The 23,724-nt window shown below is 57.5% G+C and carries 22 protein-coding genes; 13 read left to right on the top strand and 9 right to left on the bottom strand.

The genetic code is table 11. From position 1 onward, the window contains the following. Nucleotides 1–37: 37 nt before the first annotated feature. The 6 genes from plsY to M504_RS19945 all read left to right on the top strand — a co-directional run bounded on the left by plsY (nt 38) and on the right by M504_RS19945 (nt 8,410). Complete coding sequence (plsY, locus tag M504_RS19970; protein ID WP_047497750.1) at nt 38–673, top strand: glycerol-3-phosphate 1-O-acyltransferase PlsY; 636 nt, start codon at nt 38–40, stop codon at nt 671–673. Next, nucleotides 670–1,662, top strand: coding sequence for an NAD(P)H-dependent glycerol-3-phosphate dehydrogenase (locus tag M504_RS19965; RefSeq protein ID WP_047497747.1), 993 nt, complete (start codon nt 670–672; stop codon nt 1,660–1,662). Before plsY ends, M504_RS19965 begins: the two co-directional genes overlap by 4 nt. Before the next feature lie 210 nt (nt 1,663–1,872). Beyond that, nucleotides 1,873–3,474 carry an OmpA family protein gene (locus M504_RS19960; RefSeq protein WP_052201107.1) on the top strand — a complete coding sequence of 534 codons (1,602 nt, stop codon included), beginning with the start codon at nt 1,873–1,875 and terminating at the stop codon, nt 3,472–3,474. 71 nt (nt 3,475–3,545) lie between these two features. Next, nucleotides 3,546–4,355 (top strand): SDR family NAD(P)-dependent oxidoreductase, encoded by an 810-nt coding sequence (locus M504_RS19955; RefSeq protein WP_232296383.1) that lies wholly within the window; start codon nt 3,546–3,548, stop codon nt 4,353–4,355. Between the two features lie 50 nt (nt 4,356–4,405). Next, nucleotides 4,406–7,585 carry a TonB-dependent receptor gene (locus M504_RS19950; RefSeq protein WP_084214575.1) on the top strand — a complete coding sequence of 1,060 codons (3,180 nt, stop codon included), beginning with the start codon at nt 4,406–4,408 and terminating at the stop codon, nt 7,583–7,585. A 27-nt stretch (nt 7,586–7,612) separates the two neighbouring features. Then, entirely contained in the window at nt 7,613–8,410 is a 798-nt protein-coding gene (locus tag M504_RS19945; protein WP_052201106.1) for a glycosyltransferase family 2 protein, read from the top strand. Between the two features lie 75 nt (nt 8,411–8,485). On the opposite strand, the gene M504_RS19940 is transcribed toward M504_RS19945, so the two are convergent. The 6 genes from M504_RS19940 to M504_RS19915 form a co-directional block, all read right to left on the bottom strand. Then, nucleotides 8,486–9,331 carry a hypothetical protein gene (locus tag M504_RS19940; RefSeq protein WP_084214574.1) on the bottom strand — a complete coding sequence of 282 codons (846 nt, stop codon included), beginning with the start codon at nt 9,329–9,331 and terminating at the stop codon, nt 8,486–8,488. Between the two features lie 78 nt (nt 9,332–9,409). After that, nucleotides 9,410–10,324: a proline dehydrogenase family protein gene (locus M504_RS19935; RefSeq protein ID WP_047497740.1), complete on the bottom strand. Its 915-nt coding sequence runs from the start codon at nt 10,322–10,324 to the stop codon at nt 9,410–9,412. Nucleotides 10,325–10,405: 81 nt separating this feature from the next. Then, nucleotides 10,406–11,260, bottom strand: a complete 855-nt coding sequence (locus M504_RS19930; protein WP_047497736.1) for a phosphatidate cytidylyltransferase — start codon at nt 11,258–11,260, stop codon at nt 10,406–10,408. Nucleotides 11,261–11,284: 24 nt separating this feature from the next. Then, on the bottom strand, nt 11,285–11,626 hold the full coding sequence (locus M504_RS19925; protein ID WP_047497733.1) for a hypothetical protein: 342 nt from the start codon (nt 11,624–11,626) through the stop codon (nt 11,285–11,287). Nucleotides 11,627–11,629: 3 nt separating this feature from the next. Continuing rightward, the gene (locus M504_RS19920) at nt 11,630–12,523 is read right to left on the bottom strand and encodes an isoprenyl transferase (protein ID WP_047497730.1); all 894 of its coding nucleotides are present in this window, start codon (nt 12,521–12,523) and stop codon (nt 11,630–11,632) included. A gap of 120 nt (nt 12,524–12,643) precedes the next feature. Further along, nucleotides 12,644–13,186, bottom strand: a complete 543-nt coding sequence (locus tag M504_RS19915) for a helix-turn-helix domain-containing protein (protein ID WP_047497728.1) — start codon at nt 13,184–13,186, stop codon at nt 12,644–12,646. A 256-nt stretch (nt 13,187–13,442) separates the two neighbouring features. On the opposite strand from M504_RS19915, the gene pncA reads away from it, so the two are divergent. Together pncA and M504_RS19905 are read left to right on the top strand one after the other, a co-directional pair. Continuing rightward, entirely contained in the window at nt 13,443–14,084 is a 642-nt protein-coding gene (gene pncA, locus M504_RS19910; RefSeq protein ID WP_198137723.1) for a bifunctional nicotinamidase/pyrazinamidase, read from the top strand. A 9-nt stretch (nt 14,085–14,093) separates the two neighbouring features. After that, nucleotides 14,094–14,525 carry a thioesterase family protein gene (locus M504_RS19905; protein ID WP_047497722.1) on the top strand — a complete coding sequence of 144 codons (432 nt, stop codon included), beginning with the start codon at nt 14,094–14,096 and terminating at the stop codon, nt 14,523–14,525. Here the strand turns inward: M504_RS19905 and M504_RS19900 are convergent. Together M504_RS19900 and M504_RS19895 are read right to left on the bottom strand one after the other, a co-directional pair. After that, nucleotides 14,522–14,812, bottom strand: coding sequence for an HU family DNA-binding protein (locus tag M504_RS19900; RefSeq protein ID WP_047497720.1), 291 nt, complete (start codon nt 14,810–14,812; stop codon nt 14,522–14,524). The genes M504_RS19905 and M504_RS19900 overlap by 4 nt on opposite strands. A gap of 162 nt (nt 14,813–14,974) precedes the next feature. Then, nucleotides 14,975–15,439 carry a hypothetical protein gene (locus M504_RS19895; protein WP_047497717.1) on the bottom strand — a complete coding sequence of 155 codons (465 nt, stop codon included), beginning with the start codon at nt 15,437–15,439 and terminating at the stop codon, nt 14,975–14,977. 62 nt (nt 15,440–15,501) lie between these two features. On the opposite strand from M504_RS19895, the gene M504_RS19890 reads away from it, so the two are divergent. From M504_RS19890 to M504_RS19875, 4 genes are all read left to right on the top strand, one after another. Then, nucleotides 15,502–16,674 (top strand): 1-deoxy-D-xylulose-5-phosphate reductoisomerase, encoded by a 1,173-nt coding sequence (locus tag M504_RS19890; RefSeq protein WP_047497714.1) that lies wholly within the window; start codon nt 15,502–15,504, stop codon nt 16,672–16,674. A 90-nt stretch (nt 16,675–16,764) separates the two neighbouring features. Further along, on the top strand, nt 16,765–18,207 hold the full coding sequence (gene rseP / locus M504_RS19885; RefSeq protein WP_232296382.1) for an RIP metalloprotease RseP: 1,443 nt from the start codon (nt 16,765–16,767) through the stop codon (nt 18,205–18,207). Nucleotides 18,208–18,212: 5 nt separating this feature from the next. Then, nucleotides 18,213–19,136: a ketopantoate reductase family protein gene (locus M504_RS19880; protein WP_047497712.1), complete on the top strand. Its 924-nt coding sequence runs from the start codon at nt 18,213–18,215 to the stop codon at nt 19,134–19,136. Beyond that, nucleotides 19,133–20,122, top strand: a complete 990-nt coding sequence (locus tag M504_RS19875; protein ID WP_047497710.1) for a DHH family phosphoesterase — start codon at nt 19,133–19,135, stop codon at nt 20,120–20,122. Before M504_RS19880 ends, M504_RS19875 begins: the two co-directional genes overlap by 4 nt. Before the next feature lie 9 nt (nt 20,123–20,131). Here the strand turns inward: M504_RS19875 and M504_RS19870 are convergent, their stop codons facing one another. Continuing rightward, nucleotides 20,132–21,730, bottom strand: a complete 1,599-nt coding sequence (locus M504_RS19870; RefSeq protein ID WP_047497707.1) for a Na+/H+ antiporter — start codon at nt 21,728–21,730, stop codon at nt 20,132–20,134. A gap of 152 nt (nt 21,731–21,882) precedes the next feature. Here M504_RS19870 and M504_RS19865 point away from each other — a divergent pair, with 152 nt between their 5' ends. Next, nucleotides 21,883–23,703, top strand: coding sequence for a hypothetical protein (locus M504_RS19865; RefSeq protein ID WP_156994068.1), 1,821 nt, complete (start codon nt 21,883–21,885; stop codon nt 23,701–23,703). Nucleotides 23,704–23,724: the final 21 nt, after the last annotated feature.

The raw sequence follows: 23,724 nt of genomic DNA, 5'->3' as shown, positions 1-23,724 counted from the left end.
CTGTTCCTGGGTCTGACTTGCTACACTCTACCGAGTCATGACACCGACCCTGATCTGGATTATTACGTTGCTGGTTGCCTATTTGTTGGGGTCGATTCCCACGGGCTACCTGCTTGTCCGCTTCTTCAAGAATGAAGATGTTCGCGCTACCGGGTCCGGCAACATTGGTGCGACCAACGTGGCGCGGTCCGGCGGCAAGGGACTGGGCATTGCAACGCTGGTGCTGGATGCACTGAAGGGTTTTGTTGCCGTTGCGTTCGCGTGGCACATGGCGCAACGCATCGGATTCCCGAGCGGCTATGACCTGGAAGCGATGGCTGGGCTGTTCGCCGTGCTTGGCCACATGTACACGGTGTGGCTTGGCTTCAAGGGCGGCAAAGGTGTTGCCACGGCGCTGGGCGTATTCCTTTACCTGATGCCTTCCGAGACGCTGGCTGCCGTGGTGATCTTCGCCATTGTCTTCGCACTGACGAAGTACGTGTCGCTCGCATCCGTCATCTCCGCTGTGGGACTTGCTGTGCTTTGCATCGTCTTCGACTGGCGACACCAGATCGTTGTGGACCTTGTCTACATCGCGATTCCGTTGCTGGTCATTGTGAAACATCACGCGAATATCTCGCGTCTGCTGAACCGCACCGAACCCAAATTCGGAGCAAAGAAAAAGGAAGCATGAGCAGGATTGCAATTCTGGGAGCGGGTGCGTGGGGTACTGCGCTGGCCCTGTCGTTGGCGCGCCAAAAGAAGCATGAGCTGACACTGTGGGCGCATACGCCCGCGCATGTGGATGCGATGATTGCAACGCGCGAGAACAAGCAGTTCCTTCCAGGCTATGCTCTGCCAGAAGATCTTCGCATCTCCAAGGACCTGCTGCAGACGGCTCGAGAGCATGACATTCTGCTCTGCGTTACTCCTTCAGAATTTTTGGGCGATACGGTGCGCGCCATTGCACCAGTGCTGCGTGAGAATCACATTTTCGTCTCTGCTTCAAAGGGATTGGAGAACGCGACGTTTCTCCGTATGAGTGAAGTTGTGGCGGCAATGTCGCCTGTGCGTTTTGCCACGCTTGGCGGACCTTCGTTTGCAAAGGAAGTTGCAGCAGCGTTGCCGACTGCGATCGTACTTGCGTCGACGGACACCGAAGCCGCGCAGCAACTGCAACGTGATTTTTCTTCTGACTCTCTTCGCGTTTACGTGAACGATGATGTAACGGGTGTTGAGCTTGGCGGCGCGTTAAAGAACGTGATCGCACTTGCAGCAGGTGTGGTGGCAGGACTTGAGCTTGGCAGCAACGCAGCAGCAGCACTGATCACGCGCGGCATGGCAGAGATGACTCGGCTTGCGGTTGCATCCGGGGCAAAGCCTGAAACCATGGCTGGTCTTGCAGGCTATGGCGACCTTGTTCTTACCTGCACTGGTTCTCTTTCCAGAAACCGCACCGTAGGTGTGGAGCTTGGCAAGGGCAAGAAACTGCCTGAGATTATTGCGGGATTGAACGGCAAGGTTGCAGAAGGTGTGCGTTGCACAGGCGCAACGCTGGGCCTGGCTGCACGCCTTGGGATTGAGATGCCGATTACCCGCGAGATGCATGCGATTCTGCATGAAGACCGTTCGCCGCAGGAAGCGATTCGCATTCTGATGACGCGTCCCGGTAAGAGCGAATAAATTTTCGAGCTATCAAAATATCAGCGCCACATAACGACTTTCTAAGTCATGGGCAACCATGGCTTGAAAATTATCGTCGCGGCCAACTTATACTTTTCCGTATTTTTTAGACCACTTAGAAGTTATCCACCGCATCTCTTCATGCCATGAGCGGGACGAATGCCTGTTGCTGAACATACGCGACGGCGACGACGTTCCCAGAGGAGAATCATGAAACGCGACGGATACAAATCGGTGCGGGTTGGTGCAGTTGCTATTCTTTCCAGTGTTCTGGCGTGCGGTGTGTTCGCACACGCGCAAGAGTTGAATCCCACGGCGGACCCGCAAACGGCACGCACGGGCATTCAAAATGGTGGACGTCCTGTTGGCGAATTGAACGGACAACCGCTGTATCGCGTGAACGTGGTGAAGCGCAATCTGGACGCGGTGAACTATAAGCACCGCAGCGGCGATACCAAACTGGACATGAACGGCACTGCCCTGTTGGCAGGCGCCAAGGGCAATGCAAAGGTGAACAGCGACAAGGGTCGTATCACTGTTGACCTGGATGTTGACCATCTGCCGCCGGCCAATGGCTTCGGCCAGGAATACCTGACCTATGTTCTGTGGGCAATTACTCCTGATGGCGCCCCGACGAACTTAGGTGAAGTTCTTCCCGCAGGCGGCAACCAGCGCGTGAAGATGAATGTTACTGTTCCGCTGCAATCGTTTGGTTTGATCATTACCGCTGAACCTTACTTTGCTGTAAAGGTTCCGAGCGATGTGGTTGTGATGGAGAACCACGTGGTGGAAGGTAAGACCAACGGTGTGATTGAGCATGTGGATGCGCACTACACGCTGCTGCCGAAGGGCCTGTATGCACAGACGGATGGTGCGAAGACTGTGTTCCGTCCGATTACGCGTGATGAGCACAGCCCGCTGGAACTGTACGAAGCACACAACGCTTATCAGATCGCGATGCTGGCGGGAGCGGATAAGTATGCGTCAGACATCATGGCGCAGGTGAAGACGAATCTGGACAACGCGGATGCCATGGATATGAATAAGCATCGCGATGAAAAGATGGAAATCACCATGGCGCGAGAGGCGGTGCAGCGTTCGGAGGACGCCCGTATCTCAACGTTGCGCAAGAAGGAAACCGAACGCCAGATTGCTGAAGTGAATGCGCGCAAGGATGCGCAGGCACAGGCAGCCGCGTCACAACTGGCAGCACAGCAACAGGCACTGGATGCAGAACGTGCGCGTGCAGCGGCTGATCGCGAAGCTGCGGAACGCGCTCGTGCTGAAGCCAATGCAGCTAATGCAGATGCAGCCGCTGCAGCCGCAAAGGCTCAGGCAGATGCTGCTCGGCAAGACGTAGTGGCAATGCGTGAGAAGCTGCGCGCGCAGCTGAACGCAGTGCTGGCAACGCAGGAAACGGCGCGTGGCTTGGTTGTAACTCTGGGTGATGTGCTGTTCGATACCGGCAAGAGTTCGCTGAAGCAGAACGCGCAGATTTCGTTGGCGAAGGTGTCTGCAATTCTGCAGCAGTATCCTGACCTGAAACTGCAGATTGAGGGCTACACCGACGCGATTGGTGGCGATGCCTACAACCTGAAGTTGAGTGAGGATCGTGCGAACTCCACGCAGGCGTTCCTGGTGAACAATGGCGTGAGCCCGACCAATGTCTCGTCGCTTGGATTTGGTAAGTCAAATCCTGTTGCGGACAATGCGAGTGCTTCAGGTCGAGCACAGAATCGCCGTGTGGAGATGGTGGTTTCAGGGCCTTCGATTGGCGTGAAGACGCAGGCGGAACCGACCGTCGGCCAGTAAGTAACAAGGTTGTTGGAGGAAGGAAAGGGCTGCGTGAAAGCGCTGCCTTTTTCTTTTGTCTGCGATGACATATGCGTGAACGGTCTGGTCTACTGATGTTTATGGGAATCAGCATTCGTGATCGCATTGCATTTGTTACGGGCGCCAGCGCGGGCATTGGGAAATCAACAGCACTGGCATTGGCAAAAGAAGGCGCAAAGCTGTTGCTGTGTGCACGCAGCACCGATGCGTTGAATGCGACGCGTGATGAGTTCTTGCAGGCTGGAGCGTCTGCGGTGCATACGTTAGCTCTGGACGTGCGCGATCGCGCTGCCGTTGCCGATGCGATTGCGAATCTTCCTGAAGCATGGCGCGCGGTTGACATCCTGGTGAATAACGCTGGATTGGCTCGTGGCATGGACAAGTTTTATCTGGACGACATCGACAACTGGGAAGAGATGATCGACACGAACACCAAGGGCTTGCTGTATGTGACGCGCGCGATTCTGCCGGGCATGGTGGAGCGCAATCGCGGGCACGTGGTGAATCTTGGGTCGACGGCTGGATGGACGGCCTATGCGGGTGGCAGCGTGTATTGCGCGACCAAGGCGGCGGAGAAGATTTTGTCAGAGGGCATCCGCATCGACCTGATGGGGACGGCGGTGCGTGTGACCAGCGTTGACCCCGGCATGGTGGAGACACGATTCAGCGAAGTGCGGTTTGGCGGCGATAAAGAGCGCGCAGCCAAGGTGTATGCGAACACCACGCCGCTGTCGCCCGACGACGTGGCGGATGCGATTGTGTGGGCTGTTACGCGGCCTGCGCATGTGAATGTCTCTTCTTTGCTGCTGACGTCCATTGACCAAGCGAATGCCGTGACAATTCACCGTCGGAATCCGTAGCATAATTGCGCGAGTCCTTTCGGGCTCCAATACCGTCCAATCGGCATACCATGCGCTTGTTTAGCAATGAGAGATTTCTGCCCGCCCGTGCGCGTGGCTTGAGCGCGCCTGCGATGGCGCTTGCGTACGTTCTGCTGCCCGGCGCTGCCATGGCACAGGGCGCGAATGCTTCGCTGTCCGGCATTGTTCATGACCAGACGGGTGCCGTTGTTCCCGGAGCGCATGTGACGCTGACCGATGCCAACCGCGGCACGGTGCGTACGGTGGACAGCAATAGCACCGGCGTTTATGTGATTCCGCAGATTGCGCCGGGCGACTATGTGGTGCAGATTACGTCTGCGGGTTTTGCGCCCACGGAGCAGAAGCTGACGCTGACTGTGGGACAACACGCTGCGCTGGATGCTGCGTTGCGCGTGGAGGCCTCCACGAGTGTGCAGGTGCAGACGGCGCCGGAGACGGAGATTGAACGCGAAGATGCGTCGCTTTCGACGGTGACTGGGCCGCGTGCGATTCGTGAATTGCCGCTGAATGGGCGCGATGTTACGCAGCTTGCTTACTTGTCACCCGGCGTGGTGATGTCTCGGCGTTTGAATCCGGATTCACAGGGGTTGGGCAAGCAGATCAGCATTTCTGGACGTCGTACGAACCAGGTGGCGTTCCTGCTGGATGGCACCGATGTGAACGATGCCTATAACAACACGCCGGGCGGGGCGAGCGGCACCATCCTGGGTGTGGATTCGGTGGGGCAGTTCCGTGTGTTGGTGAGCGGCTATGGTGCGGAGTTTGGTCGCACCGGCGGCGGCGTGATTGACGAGATTACGCGTAGTGGAACATCGCAGCTTCATGGCAGCGCATTTGAGTTTGTTCGCAACTCCGCGATGGATGCGAAGAATTATTTCGACTCCGCTTCGTTGCCTATCCCGGCTTTCAGCCGCAATCAGTTTGGTGGCGCGCTGGGTGGTCCTATCTCGAAGCGCGATTTTTATTTTGGCAACTATGAGGGTTTGCGGCAGAGCCTGGGTGTGACCACCAGCGCACTGGTGCCGAATGCAACGGCGCGTGCGACCGCCGTGGCCAGTGTCCAGCCATTCCTTAGTATTATCCCTTCGCCAAACAGCACGCTCTTCAACGATGGCACGGGGTATTTCAAGACCACGAATACGAATAGCACCACGGAAGATTTTTTCGTGTTGCGTTACGATCATCAGCACTCCGAACGGACGAGCTGGTTTGCACGCTTCCAGTTCGATAATGCGAATGCTTACACGCCGGATTCGCTGCAGATTTCGCAGGCGCACAATCGGTCGCGCACGCAGTACCTGACGGCCCAGACGACGCATAGCTTCAATGACCATCTGGTGAACGAAGCACGTGTTGCTTACAACCGTTCGTATTACACGCTGGAATACACGCTGATTAAGGACATTCCGGATTCGCTGTCTTTCGTCGCGGGACGGCCGTTTGGTTCCATCAGCGTGACTGGTTTGGCGATGATTGGGCCCATGCGCTTTGGTCCGAATGTGAACCAACTGAACCTGTTCCAGGGTGCGGATGATCTGACGTGGACGATTGGCCGCCATACGCTGTCGTTTGGTGTCGACGAGCAGCAGATCATCTTCCCGCAGGAAGCTGCGCAGAGCCAGAATGGGTTCTACCAGTTCACGTCTGTTGCAAATTTCATGGCGGGGACAGCGTCGAGCGTTGAGGTTGCTTTGCCAGGATCGAATCCGCAGCGCGAGTGGCGGCAACACATGGATGCGGCTTACGTAAGCGATACATGGCGTGCGAACGACGCACTTACGCTGACCGGCGGCATTCGTTACGAACACACTAGCGTTCCCAACGAAGTGAACGGATTGCAGGCGACCGTGCGCGATGTACTGCACGATACGGCCGACACGCTTGGCCCCATGTACACCGATCCGTCGAAGCTGAACTTCGCGCCGCGCGTTGGTTTCGCTTATGTACCGGGCGAGAAAAACACCAGCATTCGCGGCGCGTTTGGCGTGTACTTTGATCCGTTGTGGACGGACTTCTACCTGAATGCAGGCAGCCGTCAGCCTCCGTTCTTTACGGTGGCCACGGTCTCTCCGCCCACCTTCCCCAAAATTAACGTCACCGCAAACAACTACAAGCTGGGTCGCATTGACGTGGTGCAGTACAACCCTGCAGCGCCTTACGTGATGCAGTGGAACCTGAGCGTGCAACAACAACTGCACCGCGGGCTGTCGTTCACACTGGCTTACGACGCCAATCGCGGCGTACACGATCAACGCGCTGTGGACGAGAACCAGTCGCTGCCGACCTACGTGAACGGGCGCAAGTTTTTCCCGGTTGGCACTCCGGTACGCAATCCGAACTTCACCGCCATTCGCTATAAGGCAACCAACGGTCTCTCAAGCTACAACGCGTTGCAGGCAGTGTTGGCATGGCAGTGGCGCGACATTCTGCAGCTACGCTCGACCTACATCTGGGGCAAGAGCCTCGACACCAGTTCGCTAGTAACGGCACAAGGTTCTGAGAACGATGTGCCGCAGGATCCGGATTCGCTGGCTGCGGAGAAGGGCCTTAGCAACTACGATCTTCGCAACTACTCTTCGACGTTCCTGACTGCAAACCTGCCGCGCTTCTTCCGTGGGCCACGTGCGATTGCAGAGGGTTGGCAGTTCAACGCCATTGGTATTCTTGCCTCGGGTGCACCGTTCTCTGCATTGATCAGCTATGACAGCGCAGGCGCAAACTTTGGAACTGGCCCTTCGCCACTGCGGCCAGACCTGGTTCCCGGTCGCAGTTCCAACCCGGTAAAGGGTGGCCCAGTCCAATATTTCGACCCGAGTGCGTTCGCTATAGCGCCCACAAACTATGGATTGAAGCCCTCAGGGTCCTATGGAAACCTGGGAAGAAATACGCTGATCGGCCCGGGACTGGTTTCGTTTGACGCGGCTCTTGCGAAGAATTTCTCGTTCGGTAGTCGCGCTCGACTACAGCTTCGCGCTGAAGTCTTCAATCTGCCCAATCGGCCTAACTTCGGTATTCCAAGCCAGCGCAATGTCTTTACCAGTACGCCTACTTCAGCAGCAACAAACATGAGTACCTGCCTCAATGCGACGCCGACAACAGCAAAGATCATGGGTGCTCCGTGCGAGATTCCTATGGCCAGCGCCGGTACCATTACGACAACGCTCACACCGAGTCGACAGATTCAATTGGGTGCGCGCTTCGATTTCTAAACAAGAAATGCTCTAGACTCAACTGCTGTGAACACGAACGAGACCACAAGACCCACTATTTCTGTGGCGATGATCGCCACCAACGAAGAGAAGAACCTGCCCCGCACGCTGGCTGCGTTGCAGGGGTGGGTGGATGAGATTGTCATCGTCGACTCCGGATCGAAAGATCGGTCGCCGGAGATTGCCGTGCAGTACGGCGCGAAGCACAGCTACAACCGTGACTTCAAAGGCCACGCAGAGCAGAAGAACGTTGCCATTGCGAAGTGCACCGGCGACTGGATCATTTTGCTGGACGCGGACGAAGTGGTGACACCGGAACTGGCAGTTGAGATTCAGAATGCGTTGCGCAATGCCACGGTAAACGCCTTCTGGATACCGCGACTGAACATCTTCATGACGCGATGGATGCGCCACGGCGGCCTGTTTCCTGATGAAAAGCTGCGCCTCTTCCGACGCGGCATGGCCACAGTCGACGAAAGCATTGGGCCGCATGGCACGCCGCAATACGATGCCGACAAGGCCTACCTGAAACATCATTTACAGCACTACGGCTATCCGGATTTCGCGAACTATCTGGACCACATGAACGAGTACTCCACCGGCACGGTGGTGGCGTTGTCACGGCGCAAAGCAGGAACGCCGAACTGGGCGCTGCTGACACAGTCATTCATCAACCCGTTCTTTGGATGGGTGAAGAACTACATCTTCCGGCTGGGCTTTCTGGACGGCGCGGAAGGCTTGATCTTCCACCTGAACCACGCCGTCTATGCCCACTGGAAATACGTGAAGGTGTGGGAAGCGCGGAAGAAGGCAGTGCAGGAATAGCGCTGCGCTTTGGGTGTATCGACATATTTAACTAAAAAAGGGCGGACCTTAGTCCGCCCTTTCGCATGCAAAGAATTAATGCGTGTGGAAAATTTTGTGATTGATGTCTGGCCAGAACTCTTTAAACGTGTAACCTGCTCCGTCAATCAGGACGCTGGTCAGCCACTTCTGCCCTACTTTCGTCCATGTGCGATAACGGGTGGGGTAGTACAGCGAAGAGATGCCCGCTGCCGCACCTGCGCCGATGATCTCTGAATAATTCGGCATGGCGCTGCCGTCATCCGTACGTGAGACGAAGATTCGGGTGGCACCATACCAAGCACGGCGCTTGAACCCGCCATGGCCGAGTGTGTAATAACGCGGGTCCTGATGGAAGACGACTGGCATGGCGCCTGACACCATAAAGTTTTCGCTGGCTGTGTCGGCCAGGCCGTGCCAGTAATACCGCGCGTAGCCCTTCACACCCTGGTGAAACTCAGGATACGAATTGCCGTTCATGGCAAAACCTGCAGTGAATGCGGCAAGTACGAAGCTGGAGTAGTCGAAGGAGTTCCGCGCGGCAAGCACAAACTTTTGCTTCGGCGTCATGGGAGGCAGCTTAGTGTCGGCAGATACCGCACTGAAGTTCGGCATGATGCCAAGGATGCGCTGCGTCTGCTGTGGTTCTCCGGTTGCCGTGTGGCCAGCCTGCCCTGCGTTGGCGGCGTGCGGATCCTGAGTTTGAGACTGCTGATCAGTGTTTCTTCCCGGAGCATCGGGCAGGCTGGATGATTCGGCTGCCAAGTTCACGGGTTGGGCTATCGCGACGACAGCATCGTCGTTTGCGGCAATTTGCACGGGGACGCTGGCCTGCTGTGCATTCAGGACAGGGGTGGTACACGCCAATGCGAGAAGTACAGGCGCAAAACGACTAGGGGTCATAACTTGGGTCACAAAGGTTAGAGACGGGAAATCTCTCACTAAGATGCAGAAAACGTCGTTAAAAAGCCAGCAGTGGCGTTAATTGGACACGAGGTTGCGCAAGAGGAAAAGAACGTTGGCAGGACGCTCCGCCAGTCGGCGCATGAAGTACGGATACCAGTCTGTGCCGAAGGGGAGATAGATGCGCACGCCATAACCGCGGCGCAGCAGTTCGCGCTGCAAGTCTCGTTTCACACCGTAGAGCATTTGAAACTCAAACGCGGACCGCGGAATGTTGTTTTCTGCGGCGAAACGTTCGGTGGCATCCACCATTGCGGGGTCATGTGTGGCGATGCCGCAGAAGACTCCTGAAGGGAGCATTGTCTGCATCAACTTCACATAGTTCGCGTCCACGTCCGACTTGGCAGGAAAGGCAACGTCGCCAGCTTCTTTGTAAGCGCCTTTGCACAGCCGAATGCGAATGCCTTGTTTCAGGAGGCGTGCTGTGTCATCGGCAGTGCGAAACAGGTATGCCTGCAGCACGGTTCCGACCGCGCCGGGATATTGCTGGGCCAGCCGCTCTGTGAGAGCGATGGTCGCCTCAGTGTAAGGCGTGCCCTCCATGTCGATGCGAACGAAGTTCCCCTCATGCGCGGCGTGTGCCACGATGTCGCCGGTGGTGCGTTCCGCCAGTTCCGGCGAAACATCCATGCCCACGCCAGTGAGCTTCACGCTTACATTCGCGTTCAGCTTGCCCGCTGTGATGCCGTCGAGCAGCCGATGGTAGACGTCCGCAGCGGCGAGTGCTTCCGCTTCTGACCGCACGCTTTCACCCAACGCATCCGCGGTGACGGCGAATCCCTGCGCATTCAGATCGCGCGTGACGCGAAGCGCGTCGTCTACGGTGAGACCGGCGACAAAACGACTGGACAGCTTACGACCGGGAGCCGACTGCTCCATGATGCCGCGCAAAGTGTGGTTCTGGGAAAGAGAGATCAGGAGAGAACGAAGCATCGCTATAAAAAGTTTATCGCAGGGGCGGGCATGTCCAATCGCACTGCCTGCCCCTGCGGCGAAAACTGAATTGAGAAGCTCTTAGAATCCGCCGAATCCTGCGGCTTCCTTGAGCAGGAGCAGGTACCAGAGCACGGGCGCAGCTACGAGCAACGCGTCGATGCGGTCGAGAATGCCGCCGTGCCCTGGGAGCATTGCGCCGGAATCCTTCACGCCGACGCCACGCTTCAATGCGCTTTCCAGCAGATCGCCCACCTGGGCCGCCACATTGACCAACGCTGCTAACAGCAGCGTCTGCCAGAGCGGTTCGGAGATGTGCAACAAGGTGCTGCCACGGTGACCGAAGAGTTCGCATACCCCCGCCAACACAGCAGCGATGACGACCGAACCTGCGATGGATGCCAGTGCGCCTTCCTGCGTTTTGTTGGGGCTCAGGGCCGGGGCCAGTTTGTGTTTGCCGAAGGCCTTGCCGATGTACAGCGCTGCAATATCGCCGGTCCAAACCACGAGCATCAGGAAGATGAGAAGCGTGGGGCCGTTTTCCTTTGCTTCAATCTGCGGCAGTAGCGTCAACGGATACGCGATGTAGATGAGGCCGAAGAAGCCTGCCGCGGCGATGGGCAGCACGCGGTCCAAATGACCGCTCTTTGCTTCGCGAAAGGCGACGATGGTTAGCAAACTGAGACCAAGCGCGCTCAATACTGGCAGCGGCGAATCCAGCGGACGCCAGTAGGTCACCACGAACAGCAGAGCCACGGCGGGGAGGAGCCACCATGCGGGAACCACTTCATCGCCCGCTCGCGTCAGGGCTACGTACTCGTACGCGGCCAGCAGGGCGGCCAACGCCGACACAATAATCAGAGCAAGCTGGTTTCCCCAGAAGATCAACCCAAACACAAGGGCGATCAGGACCGTGGCAGTAAGGATTCTCTTCATAGGCCAATGTTGAGGATACAGCTTTTACATCGGTCGGCTGCGGCGGCGCGTCCTCATGCTGAGCAATAAGAGGGCGATACAAAGAGCGGCCATCGTAAGCGGCAATGGGAAACTCTCGACGGCACGGCTAAGCTCACCGAGCAAAATCGCGAAAAACGCATTGCCTGCGACGCAGACCTTTGCCAATGTGCGGTCGTGTGGACGCTCGGCCCGCATCAGGTTCATGCCGGCAAGCAAAAGTCCGCAGAGCACCGTGCACAGAACGAGGACTTGCGCGTCTGCTGCGTAGAAACGATGTAAGAGGAGGAACAGCAGGCCGTTGCAGCCGAGAAACACCCATCCGACAATGCGGTCCAGCGTCCGCATCGGCTAGCGGCTAACCATCTCCGGCGTTGCGGCCTGCGGCATCTGCGGATCAGGTAGCGATTCGTCGGTAAATTCGGTATCGAGACCACCGAAGCGGCGGCTGCGCTGTTGGAACGCTGCAATGCCTTCCAGCAGATGCTCTCCACGGAAGTCCGGCCACAGACGGTCTGTAACGAACAGCTCGGAGTACGCGATCTGCCACAGCAGATAGTTGGAGATGCGCATCTCGCCGCTGGTGCGGATCAGCAGATCCGGATCGGGCATGTTGCGCGTGTACATGTGGTGCGACATGGTTTCGTCGTCGATGGACTCGACGCCGCCCTGCACACTCAACAGATCTTCTACCGAACAGCCGCGGCGATGCGCTTCTTCCATGAGGTCGCGCAGGATGGAACGCGTTGCGTCCACAATCTCAGCACGCGAACCGTAGTTGAGCGCCAGCGTCAGAGTTGTGCCGGTGTTCTTTGCCGTCTCTGCCTGCGCCCACTTCATGGTTTCCTGCACTTCTTCCGGCAGTTCGTGGGTGCGGCCAATGTAGTTCATGCGGACGTTGTTGTCCTGCATGCGCTTCACATTGCCGACGAGGTAATTTTTCAGCAGCTTCATGAGGAAGCTGACTTCCGCCTTAGGGCGACGCAGATTGTTTTCAAGCGAAAACGCATACAGCGTGAGGAACGGAAGATTGATACGCGATGCCGTCTCGACAACGAACTGAACGCTCTCCGCGCCCTGTTGGTGACCGAGGAAGCGCTTCATGGCGCGCTTGCCTGCCCAGCGTCCATTGCCATCCATAATGATGGCAACGTGTTCGGGGATGCGGGCCGGATCCAGCGTGCGATACACCTCGAGTTCCTTCGGGGAAAGCTCGTGGATTCGCAAGGGCTGGGTCAGGGGCAAGGGATCGACTCCGTAAGATTTGCTACCGCTCGACCGTAGCACGTCCGCTCAGGCCGTTGCAATGAAGCAATCGACCTGAGCGCGGTGCCGAGGAGAGAGAAGTCGCGAAAAGTCAGTTTCCTACGCCATCCGGCGACGGCCGCTGGCCAGTTCGCGCACATGGTTGAGGAAGATCGACTTCTGCAGCGCGTCCAGTTGCGAGCAGAACTGAGCAATCTCTGCCAGGAACGGATCTGCCATGAGAACAGCGGCTTCGTCCTTGTGACGCGTCTTTGCGTCGCGCAGAAGAGCGGAGATGTCCACCTGCAGAGCCCGAGCCAGACGCTCGAGGCTGCTGAGGGTCGGCATCGCTTTGCCGTTCTCAATCTTGCTGATATAGGTGCGGGGGACGTTCATGCGGCCAGCAAGCTGACGCTGGCTCAGGTTGCGTACGCGACGCAGATCGCGCACGGCGGTAGCCACCTGTATGCCGCTGTCGTCCGACGACTGTGCAGCCGGCGGAACCAGCGAAAGCGCGGGAGCCGCAACCGGCTCAGGCTCTTCCACATCCAGGGGCTTGCGGCACTTGCGGCAAAGCGAGTTTGCAGACCGGAACTGAACCAGGCTGCAGTGATCGCAACGAAGTACCTCCCGCTGTTCGACGGGTGCCATCATGGTTGCCATATTGTCTTGTAGCGGATGGGTGCCAGAGCAAGGCCCCATATCACGCACGTCCGATAAAGAACGACCGTGATGTTCCTACTCTGATACGGGGTAACTGGTAAGTCAAGGGGGAACCGCGAGAAATACCCCCGAATTCCAGAAGAAAACCGGAAAGGAACCAAACAAGTAACTATGCCCCGCTGCTGTGAACGTGTAGGCAATCGCACGGGTGGCGCATCGACGCGCGGCAGCAGAGAATCAAAAGCAAAGCTTAGGAATGCAAAGGATCGTGCCGGATATGTCGCAGAATGCACTGCTTGTCATTGACGTTCAGAGGGACTTTCTTACGGGTGGTTCGCTGGAGGTTCCCAAGGGTGAGGAAGTGATTCCCGTTATCAATCGTTTGGGCAAGAAATTTGCCGAGATTGCGCTGACGCAGGACTGGCACCCGGCTGACCACATCTCATTCGCGTCGACACATGGCAAGCAGGCCTTTGTGGAGACTGTAGAGGCCGCTTACGGAACGCAGGCACTCTGGCCCGACCACACGATCCAGGACAGCGCGGGGGCAGAACTATCGCCTGATCTGGAGCTTCCTCACGCCGGTCTGATTCTGCGCAAAGGATTTCGTCGCGACATCGACTCCTACTCTGCCTTCCTGGAAAACGATCACACGACCTCTACCGGTCTGGCTGGATACTTCCGCGATAAGGGAGTTACTGACCTTTATCTGTGTGGACTTGCCTGGGATTACTGCGTGGGTTTTTCGGCGCTGGATGGCAAGCAGTTTGGATTCAACATCACCGTCATCACAGATGCAGTGCGGGGTATCGATCCGCAATCCATGGCGGAGATGTCAAAGAAATGGCAGGCGGCCGGTGTGAGCACCATCACAAGCGAAGTGCTGCTGGGCCGTTAAACTTAAGCTATGCCGCAACAGCCTTTCCACGCCGAAGCCCGTCTCCGTGTCCGCTATGCCGAAACCGATCAGATGGGCGTGGTTTATCACGCGAATTATCTGATCTGGTTTGAGGTGGGGCGCGTGGAACTGATGCGTTCGCTGGGACTTGCCTATGCCGACCTGGAGAGAGAACACGGCTGCCTGATCGCGGTTGTCAGTGTGGAAGCGCGCTATCGCGCATCGGCACGCTACGACGACGAAATCGCGGTACGCACACGCATTACTGCCATGCGCGGACCAGTGTTGAAGATGGCGTATGAGGTTGTTCGCGTGGAAGACGGCAAACTGCTCTGCGAAGGCTCAACGAGCCATGTGGTGGTAAGCCGCGAGATGACGAAACGCGAGTTGCCCGAGCCGTATGCCCAGGCATTTCGCAAGCTGCTGGAAAAGGAAGCTTAAGCGGAAGGTTCCGGGGCGTTGACCAGATCGCGGAGTTCCTTGGACGGCTTGAAGTAGGGCACGCGCTTCGCGGGCACTTCTACCTTGTCGCCTGTCTTGGGATTGCGTCCGATGCGCGCATTCCGCTGGCGAATGCGGAACGATCCGAAGCCGCGGATCTCCACCTTCTCATCGCTGCGGATGGCATCAATGATGCCCTCGAAGAACGTGTCCACAATGACTTCACCATCACGGCGGGTAAGGTCGCCGGAGGCGGTCACGCCATCTACGAGATCTGCCTTGGTCATACGGGATGCCTCCTTACGAAACCCTGTCTGCCGACCCGCGATATCAGGCGGGGATGCATGGAGTGTACACCGGACGGCGCGCAATGGAACCACGCCAACTTAAACGATCATGAAGAAAAGAAGGGGGATCAGCCGCCCCGCATGAGGAAAACCCGGGTCGGATCAACAACGTTTGCGGTTGAGCAGACTGACGGGAACACCGAACAGCACCACGAGTGCCAGCACCCCGTTCACCATGCCGGGGCCGGGCCGCGGGAGCGGGATATGGAGTGCCGTGTGCGGCAGTACGACGTAGTTCATGACAAGGTAGATAAACAGACCGTAGATAACACCAACGGCGAGCGGGTAGCGACGCGAAGCGGACGCCCGACCGACCAACAAAACGAAAAAGCTGGCCCAGAAAGCTGCAATCAGAAAATGGAGCCCTAACCCGAGCAAAGACATGAGGTTACCGCCGCGCATTGCGGCAGGGCCAAGCAGGCAGGCGGCGATGGAACGAAGCATCGCCAGCGGATCGTGCCCGTGGGCGAGGGTAAAGATAGCTGCATCAGCGATATCCAGCGTGCCGCAGACGAGTGTGGCCACAAGGATGACTCTGCCTGGACTCCAGCAACCGCGTGCAGCCATTTGCACCTCGCCAACGAACGATAGCACCCGTAGGCATTGGCTATCTGAGAAAATGAAAAGCGATGAAAAACATCGCTATTCTCGGTTCCACCGGCTCCATTGGAACCAGCACCCTGGACATTTGCGAACGCTACCCGGAGCGTTATCGCGTGGTCTCACTCGCCGCCGGAACGAACCTGGATCTGGCTTTCCAGCAGTGTGTGCGCTGGCGTCCGCAGGTGATCTCCGTTGCCACAGAAGAACTGGCCACGCAGCTGACGCAGAAGCTGAAGGCCGCAGGCGTTACCGGCACGGAAGTTGTCTATGGAGCCGCCGGTACGGTTCGCGTGGCGACGCTGCCGGAAGTGAACTTCGTGGTGAGCGCCATTGTGGGTGTTGCCGGTCTGGAAGCCACCTACGCCGCGGTGAACGCAGGCAAGACGATCGGCCTGGCGAATAAAGAAGCGATGGTGGCTGCGGGTGAACTGATCATTGCTGCAGCAAAGAAGAACAATGTCACCATTCTTCCCATCGACAGTGAGCACAACGCGATTCATCAAGCCATGCGTGCAGGCACCGCCGATGAAGTGAAGCAGATATGGCTGACCGCAAGCGGTGGCCCCTTCCGCAACACGCCGTTGAAGGACTTTGAACACATCACACCGGCGCAGGCATTGAAGCACCCGACATGGGTGATGGGACAGCGCATCACGATCGACAGCGCCACCATGTTGAACAAGGGACTTGAGATTATTGAGGCCTGCCGCCTGTTTGATCTGCCGCCGAGCAAGGTGAAGGTTACGATCCATCCGCAGTCCACCATTCACTCGTTGGTGGAGTATGTGGACGGCAGCATCCTTGCGCAGCTCTCCGTTACCGACATGCGTCTGCCTATCCTGTACGCGATGGCTTATCCCGAACGCGTGCCGAGCGAGCTGACCTTTGATATGGCGACACTGGCGCAGTTGGATTTCCAGCAGCCTGATTTCGAGCGCTTTCCATGCCTGCGGTTGTCTTATGAGGCGGCAGAAAATGGCGCATCACATTGCATTGCTCTTAACGCTGCGGATGAAATTGCGGTTGCCGCATTCCTTAAGGGTGATCTACCCTTCATGGGCATCCCACGAACCATTGAACGTGTACTGGAACAGACGCCAACAGCCAATCCGGCGACAATTGCCGAAGTTCTGGAAGCCGATACAACTGCTCGCGCCACGGCGCGTCAGATTGCATCGGAGACTCTGGCGCGCGCCTAGCTACACAGGGAACAAACGCGTTCCGCTATACGTCTAAACATCATTGCCCATCTGGCTAAGTACCGGTCGGGCGTAGTACGAGAGGGTCTGTTGCACATCGGCGAAATGCTCATCACCATTGTCTATTTCCTCGTCATCCTGGGCGTCATGGTCCTGGTTCACGAGTTCGGTCACTTTGCCGCGGCGAAGCTATTCGGCGTACGCGTGGAGGCATTCTCCATCGGCATGGGCAAGCGGCTGTTTGGTTATGTGCATAACGGCACCGACTACAAGGTGTGCGCGCTGCCCATTGGCGGATACGTGAAGATGACGGGCGAAACCGAGATGGAGATGATCCAGACCTCGCCCAGCGAAAGCCTCGATCCCAATTCACCCGACGGTGCTCTGCACTCCGCGCGTTCCGGCGAAGACACCGGCAACTTCAACGCGAAGCCGCGCTGGCAGCGCATGGTGATTGCCCTGGCTGGTCCGATTGCCAACTTTATTCTTGCAATCTTTGTCTTCACGCTCGTCGCGCATTTCCACCACGAAACCATCGAGTTTCTGCAGGATCGCGGCGAACTGGACTACGTCGTGGCCAACTCGCCCGCTGCAAAAACCGGTATCCAGGTGGGCGATCAGATTGTTCGCTTTGACGGCATCACGAACCCTACGTGGCAGGACGTGATGATGTTCAGTGGCCTGAAAGCAGGCCAGACACTTCCCTTCTCCTACATCCATAACGGCAACCGCGTAGACACCGAACTGCCCGTGAACTACAACGGCAAGCCGGAAGACTTTGGCCCGGATGATGTTTCCACGGTGCTGGGCCTGGTGCCTCGTCCGCAGGCAGGTCCCGTGGTGATCAACGATCTGCCCGATAGCACGACGCCTGCGGCGCAGGCTGGCCTGCAAAAGGGTGACGAGATCGTGGCCATTGATGGTCACAACTTCCACGGCACAGAAGCTACCAGCGCCTATCTGAACGATGTGGGTGGTCGAGCCGTCACGCTCACGATCGATCGCAGAGGCGAAACTCTGCAAGTTCCGATCACGCCGCGCCTAACGCCCGGAGCCAAAGGCACACAGGCCTATAAGCTGGGCTTTGCCGTCATACCGCCGCCTGTTGTCACGACGAAGCAGCCGATGAATGTGGCCATCAAAACCGGTTGGAAGGACTTCACCAAGAACTCCACGCTGGTGTTTGACGTACTGGGCGGCATGTTCAAGCGCCAGGTCTCCGTACGCAACCTGAGCGGCCCTGTCGGCATTGCGCAGCAGGTAGGCATGGCGCGCGAAATGGGCACATGGACTGTACTAAGCCTGGCCGCTGCGATCAGCCTGAACCTTGGCATCTTCAACCTGCTGCCAATGCCGATTCTTGATGGCGGCATGATCCTTTTCCTGATCATTGAAAGCATTATCCGCCGCGATGTGAATGCGCAGTTGAAGGAGCGCATCTACCAGGCGGCGTTTGTCTGCATTATCCTGTTCGCGATGTTCGTCATCTTTAACGACATCACCAAGCTGTCAATCTTCAGCCACAAGGGATAACGCACATGCGCATTCTGATGGTGGGTGCCGGCGCCACCGGCGGATATTTTGGTGGACGCATGGCGCTCGCCGGTCGCGACGTTACGTTCCTTGTGCGTGGTCAGCGCAAGGAACAGTTGCAACGTGACGGCATTCGCATCGCCGGGCCTTCCGGCGATGCTACGCTCTCCCAACCTAAGCTGATCACCGCGGAAGAGCTGAAGTCCGCTGGCGCATTCGATGTGGTCATCATCAGCGTGAAGGCATATTCGCTGGAGAGCGCGATGAATGACTTCGCTGCTGCCGTCGGTGACAACACTGTGATCGTGCCGATTCTGAATGGCATGCGGCATCTCGATACGCTTGCGCATCGCTTCGGCAAAGAGAAGGTCATGGGCGGCTCTGTACGCATCGTCTGCGATGTGGAACCGGACGGCCTTATCCGGCAGATGACGAAGCTGGATCACATGAACTTTGGCGAGATCGACGGCACTGTAACCACGCGTGCGCAGGCGCTATACGATGCCTTCTCTGTTCCCGGTATTACGCTTGTGCTGTCAAAAGACATCATCGACACCATGTGGCAGAAGTGGTGGATTCTTTCGACCATGGGTGCGGTCTGCGTGCTCGGCGGCGGCAATGTTGGCGAGATTGTTGCTACGGGTGAACATGGCGTTGCGATGGCGCTTGCGGTGCAGGATGAGGCTATTGCGATTGCAACGGCAAATGGTCATCCCGCTGATGCAGAGTTCGTCAAAGGCCACGGCCAGCGTATGACCGAGGCGGGTTCGACGCTGACGTCATCCATGTATCGCGATATGACCAAGGGATTGCCCGTGGAAGCCGACCACATCCTCGGTGATCTGCTGGCCCGCGCTAACGGCGTGAAAGCGCCTCTGCTGGGCGCGGCTTACACGCACTTGAAAGTGTACGAAGGAAGACGTGGATGAACCTGCGCGTTCTGTATCACAACAACTGTTTCGACGGCGCATGCTCTGCTTCGCTGTTCACCAAGTTCCATCGCGAATGCATTGGTACGGCCACGGAATACAGCTACAAAGGTCTTGCCCACAAAGCCGGCGCACAGTTCGATCCCGCAGACTTCAGCGGCGATGAAAACGCTATCGTCGACTTCAAGTACTACGATTCGCCCAAGCTCACATGGTGGTTCGATCATCACCAGAGCGCCTTCCTGACGGAAACCGATCGCGAAGATTTCCTGCACGACAAGTCTGGCAAGAAGTTCTTCGATCCCACGCGTATCTCCTGCACGGGTTTTATTGCAGATATTGCGCGCGAGAAGTTTGGCTTCAGTACGAAGGGTCTGGAAGACCTACTGCTGTGGGCGGACATCATCGACGGTGCCAAGTTTGAGTCGGCCGATGCCGCTGTGGGCCTGGCCGCACCTGCGATGAAGTTGATGATGGCGATTGAAGGCACCAGCGATCCCACGTTCATTCCGCGGCTGATCCCGCTGCTTACATCGCAGCCTCTGGTGGATACGCTGCAGGAAAACTTCGTACAGGAAGAAGTCCAACCGCGGCTGGAGAAGCACCATCGCGACATCACGCTGTTGCGTTCACGCGCGGCCAGCGACAAGGGCGTGATCACCTTCGACATTACGGATCAGCCCACCGAGGGCTACAACAAATTCATCCCGTACTACCTGCTACCCCGGGGTGTGTACGTGGTGGGACTATCGAAGTCCAGCTTCCGCACCAAGATTTCTGTTGGCACCAATCCGTGGACGACAGTGTCCGCAGACAAACTCGCGAACATTGCGGCCATCTGCGAATGCTACGGTGGTGGCGGACATCCACGCGTGGGTGCGATAAGCGTTCCCGTGGATCGCGTGGATGAAGCACGCCGCATTGCTGCGGAGGTCACGGAAGAATTGAAGGCACTAAACCAGAGCAATATTTTGCCTACGGATTAACGCAGAGTTCTACGTAGAACTCTGCAGCCGACTTTCATCCAGATCCAGCTCACGTTCCAGGGTGCGATAGACACTCTCATCCACACGGCCCTGATCGCGGAGGGCGATCAGCTCCTGCCGCTCTGTGCGATACGTCTCGGCAAGAATTGTCTGCATGGAACGTGCATGGAGATCCTGCGCTGGCACACCGGGCCCGCAGTCCTGAATGGATTCCAGCCGATGTTCATACTGATGCAACAGGTCATCGTAGGCATGGTGCAGCGAAGCATCATCACCCTCGCGTGCTGAAGTCAGGTAGCTTACCGCGCTGCGGATCAGGATGCGCCGTGCCTCTCCCTCATCGCATTCGCTGGTGGGGAGATTCTTCAGTCGTAAGACACGCAAGAGCGCCGGCAACGAAAGCCCTTGCAGAACCAGCGTCACCAGGATCACGCAGAACGTGAGAAAGATGATCATGTTGCGCTGGTGAAAGGGACGCCCATCTGCCAGTTGATAGGGCAGCGAGTTTGCAGCGGCCAAAGCCACTACGCCGCGCATACCGGTCCAACCAATCACAAAGATGCTTCGTGCCGAGGGCTTGGGATCAGGCTGATGTTGGAAACGGTGACGGAGCCTATATGTCAGGTGCGCCATGGGGAAGCACCACAGCAATCGCAATGCGATCAGTACCGCTGCAAAGCTCAATCCGTAGAGAACAGCCTGTGTGCGGGTGAGACCGCGGATGCCATTCAGCACTGGCTGTATCTGCATGCCGAGCAGCAGGAAGACCATGCCATTCAGCAGGAACTCAGCAGCGTCCCAAACTGCTGTGATCTGCAGCCGTACACCGGGTGAAAAAAATGTCGCGCTTTTGCGGCTCATGAAAAGGCCGCATACGACCACGGCAATCACACCGGATGCGTGCACGGCCTCACCCGTCAGATACGAGCCATAGGCCACGATAAATGACACGGCAATCTCTACCGGGCCGTCATCGATGTAACTCTCAAACCACACCACCACTTTGCCGCACAGCAGGCCCGCGCCTACACCGCCCGCAAACAACCACAGCAGACGAAGCAGCCCTTCTGAAAGCGTGGGCGCGGTGCCGCGCAGGAGCATGTCCACGCCGAACTCCAACGCCAACAGGCCCGTGGCGTCGTTCAGCAGGCTCTCGCCCTCCAGAATGTCCACAATGCGCTTGGGCATGCCGATCTTGCGTGCAATCGATGTTGCCGCCACCGCGTCTGTTGGCGATACCACTGCGCCCAGCAGGAACCCGATCCGCCAGTCGAACTCCGGCAGAAAATAATGGGCCGCTATCGCTACGCCGGTAGCCGTGAAGAAGACCAGCCCCACAGCCAGCGAACTGATGGAGATGATGTTGTATTTGAACTCGGTCCACGACGTCTGCCACGCGGCCGCAAACAGCAACGGCGGCAGGAACACCAGAAACACCAGGCTCGGCGATAGTGGGATGTCCGGCACCACCGGCAGGAACGACGCAAGCAGCCCCGCCATCACCAGCACGATGGGATAAGAGACAGAAAGCCGCCGTGCCACTCCTGCGATCAGTGCAATCGCAATCAGCAGCCCCAACAGGAGCGATTGCAGGACATGAAGATTCACCCTTCTAGTGTGCCATCCGCAACGCCACTTTATGAATGGGGGCAGGTAGAGATATCCGGGTTGTTCCATGAACACGGAACCTGGAAGCCACACGAAAATCCCGATTGGCCGGAACAAACTCTTTCTACAAAGCTAGACTCGTAAAGATCACCATGTTGGATAGAGCGAAAACGCAGGCGAGAGGCCACAAGCACTTCGTCACGCGAGCGGACGTGCTTGCGTGGGTCGTCCTTGCGTTTGCGGCAGTATTGGCTGCTCTTCCTCTGCTGACGCGCGGCTACTCCTGCGGCCACGACTTCGACTTCCACCTGCGCAGTTGGATGGAAGCAAGCACACAGTGGAAAGGCGGCATCGTGAAGCCCGTGTGGGCCTTCCACGCGGCATGGGATGCTGGTGAACCACGCCTACTCTTCTATCCGCCACTGTCATGGATGACCGGCGCGCTACTCACATTGATTTTGCCGTGGAGCGGAATCGTCTTCAGCTTTACCGCGCTCATTTTCTTCCTCTGCGGCGTCACCATGCATCGCCTGTTGCGGCGATGGGTGTCACCGGGCCTGGCCGTCCTGGGAGGCTGCCTTTATCTGGTAAACCCTTACATGCTGTTCTGCGCTTACGAGCGCACCGCTTATGCAGAATTGATGGCTGCCGCATGGATGCCGCTGCTGTTGATCGGGCTTCTCCGCGAGCGTGTAACGGCATGGCGCATAGCCGTGGCAATTGCTCTGCTATGGATTAGCAATGCGCCCGCCGCCGTTGTGGGTTGTTACACGATGCTGCTCATTGGCGGCATCCGCTGGCTTTACCTGCTGCGCAAAGACCGCCACTCAGCATGGCCCTACTTCGGTCGAGTGACCGTAGGGTTTCTGCTGGGCGTTCTGCTTGATGCGTTTTACCTTTTCCCTTTCGCCATGGAACGCAAATTCATCACGCTGAACGCAGCGCTAACGCCTGCCGCCAGCCCTGAGGCGAACTATCTTTTCGCATACTCGAAGGATGAGTTTCACAACGGCGTCCTGCTTCACTCCTCCACCATTGCAGTTGTGCTGGTGGCAGCAGCGCTAGTGTGTGGCGGCGTAACTTGGATGCTGCAGCGCAAACATGTGCGGGCCTTCGCTGGCATGCACGACCGCGACGCATCCCTGAAGCAACACGATGCGTGGCGCATCGTTGTGCCTGTGCTGATGATCTACAGCGTGATTGTTCTTGTGCTGCAGACGCCACTCTCTGGCCCCGTTTGGCATCACGCCCCGCAACTGAACTTTCTGCAATTCCCTTGGCGTTTTCTTGCCATGCAGGGCGCGGTTTCCGTGGTCGTGGTGACGTTGATGGTGAAGCGGATCACTGCATCTCACGCAGTCACACGGAAGACCAATACGATATGGGTGGTGGCAGGTTTAGTGCTGACCCTCGCCGCCGCCTACGGTCTTGCCAATCCCATCTTCCGTCAGGGTTGCGATGACGAAGAAGGGCTTGCACCGCAATGGATGTTCTTTCACCGTGGCGATGGCTTTGAGCAGACGGACGAATACACTCCCGTGCACGATGACAATGATGTACTGAAGATCAAGCTTCCTGCTGCGTGGATCGCTCAGGATGTGCGCAATCAACCGGCGAGCGGCAACGGTTCGTTTCCGAAAGGGACGCCGCTGCCAGCGGAGCAGATTCCGCATTCTGACGATCTCATCTTCACACCGAACGCGACTCACGCCAACGATGTATTGATCGTTCGCCTGCGTCCCTTTTACGGCTGGCATGTGTTGCTGGACGGTGTGGAGCAAAACGCCTTACCGCAGCGCCCGGACGGGCTTCTTGCTGTACCTCTGCACAGCGTTGGGCTCCATCGTGTGGAAGCGCGCTATCGCAAGCCGTGGGATCAGTGGGCGGGAGGCGCGCTGTCTTTGATGGGGTTAGGTTTCCTAATCATCGCGGCAAAGCGCGATGAATCTTCGCACAGCGACCTTCTCCGGTAGAATCAAAGAGATCGCTCATCC

Origin of the sequence: Terriglobus sp. TAA 43 (genome assembly GCF_000800015.1) — a bacterium.
Taxonomy (GTDB): domain Bacteria; phylum Acidobacteriota; class Terriglobia; order Terriglobales; family Acidobacteriaceae; genus Terriglobus.
This window is presented reverse-complemented; position numbering and strand designations above follow the sequence as displayed.

What these genes read in the sequence shown, in the direction of transcription:
- M504_RS19960 (WP_052201107.1), top strand. Translation starts at nt 1,873, where the DNA reads ATGAAACGCGACGGATACAAATCGGTGCGGGTTGGTGCAGTTGCTATT.
- M504_RS19875 (WP_047497710.1), top strand. Translation starts at nt 19,133, where the DNA reads ATGAACCTGCGCGTTCTGTATCACAACAACTGTTTCGACGGCGCATGC.
- M504_RS19925 (WP_047497733.1), bottom strand. Translation starts at nt 11,626, where the DNA reads ATGCGGACGCTGGACCGCATTGTCGGATGGGTGTTTCTCGGCTGCAAC.
- M504_RS19895 (WP_047497717.1), bottom strand. Translation starts at nt 15,439, where the DNA reads ATGGCTGCACGCGGTTGCTGGAGTCCAGGCAGAGTCATCCTTGTGGCC.
- plsY (WP_047497750.1), top strand. Translation starts at nt 38, where the DNA reads ATGACACCGACCCTGATCTGGATTATTACGTTGCTGGTTGCCTATTTG.
- M504_RS19965 (WP_047497747.1), top strand. Translation starts at nt 670, where the DNA reads ATGAGCAGGATTGCAATTCTGGGAGCGGGTGCGTGGGGTACTGCGCTG.
- M504_RS19865 (WP_156994068.1), top strand. Translation starts at nt 21,883, where the DNA reads ATGTTGGATAGAGCGAAAACGCAGGCGAGAGGCCACAAGCACTTCGTC.
- pncA (WP_198137723.1), top strand. Translation starts at nt 13,443, where the DNA reads ATGCAAAGGATCGTGCCGGATATGTCGCAGAATGCACTGCTTGTCATT.
- M504_RS19900 (WP_047497720.1), bottom strand. Translation starts at nt 14,812, where the DNA reads ATGACCAAGGCAGATCTCGTAGATGGCGTGACCGCCTCCGGCGACCTT.
- M504_RS19890 (WP_047497714.1), top strand. Translation starts at nt 15,502, where the DNA reads ATGAAAAACATCGCTATTCTCGGTTCCACCGGCTCCATTGGAACCAGC.
- M504_RS19880 (WP_047497712.1), top strand. Translation starts at nt 18,213, where the DNA reads ATGCGCATTCTGATGGTGGGTGCCGGCGCCACCGGCGGATATTTTGGT.
- M504_RS19950 (WP_084214575.1), top strand. Translation starts at nt 4,406, where the DNA reads ATGCGCTTGTTTAGCAATGAGAGATTTCTGCCCGCCCGTGCGCGTGGC.
- M504_RS19930 (WP_047497736.1), bottom strand. Translation starts at nt 11,260, where the DNA reads ATGAAGAGAATCCTTACTGCCACGGTCCTGATCGCCCTTGTGTTTGGG.
- M504_RS19935 (WP_047497740.1), bottom strand. Translation starts at nt 10,324, where the DNA reads ATGCTTCGTTCTCTCCTGATCTCTCTTTCCCAGAACCACACTTTGCGC.
- M504_RS19915 (WP_047497728.1), bottom strand. Translation starts at nt 13,186, where the DNA reads ATGGCAACCATGATGGCACCCGTCGAACAGCGGGAGGTACTTCGTTGC.
- M504_RS19940 (WP_084214574.1), bottom strand. Translation starts at nt 9,331, where the DNA reads ATGACCCCTAGTCGTTTTGCGCCTGTACTTCTCGCATTGGCGTGTACC.
- M504_RS19905 (WP_047497722.1), top strand. Translation starts at nt 14,094, where the DNA reads ATGCCGCAACAGCCTTTCCACGCCGAAGCCCGTCTCCGTGTCCGCTAT.
- M504_RS19955 (WP_232296383.1), top strand. Translation starts at nt 3,546, where the DNA reads ATGCGTGAACGGTCTGGTCTACTGATGTTTATGGGAATCAGCATTCGT.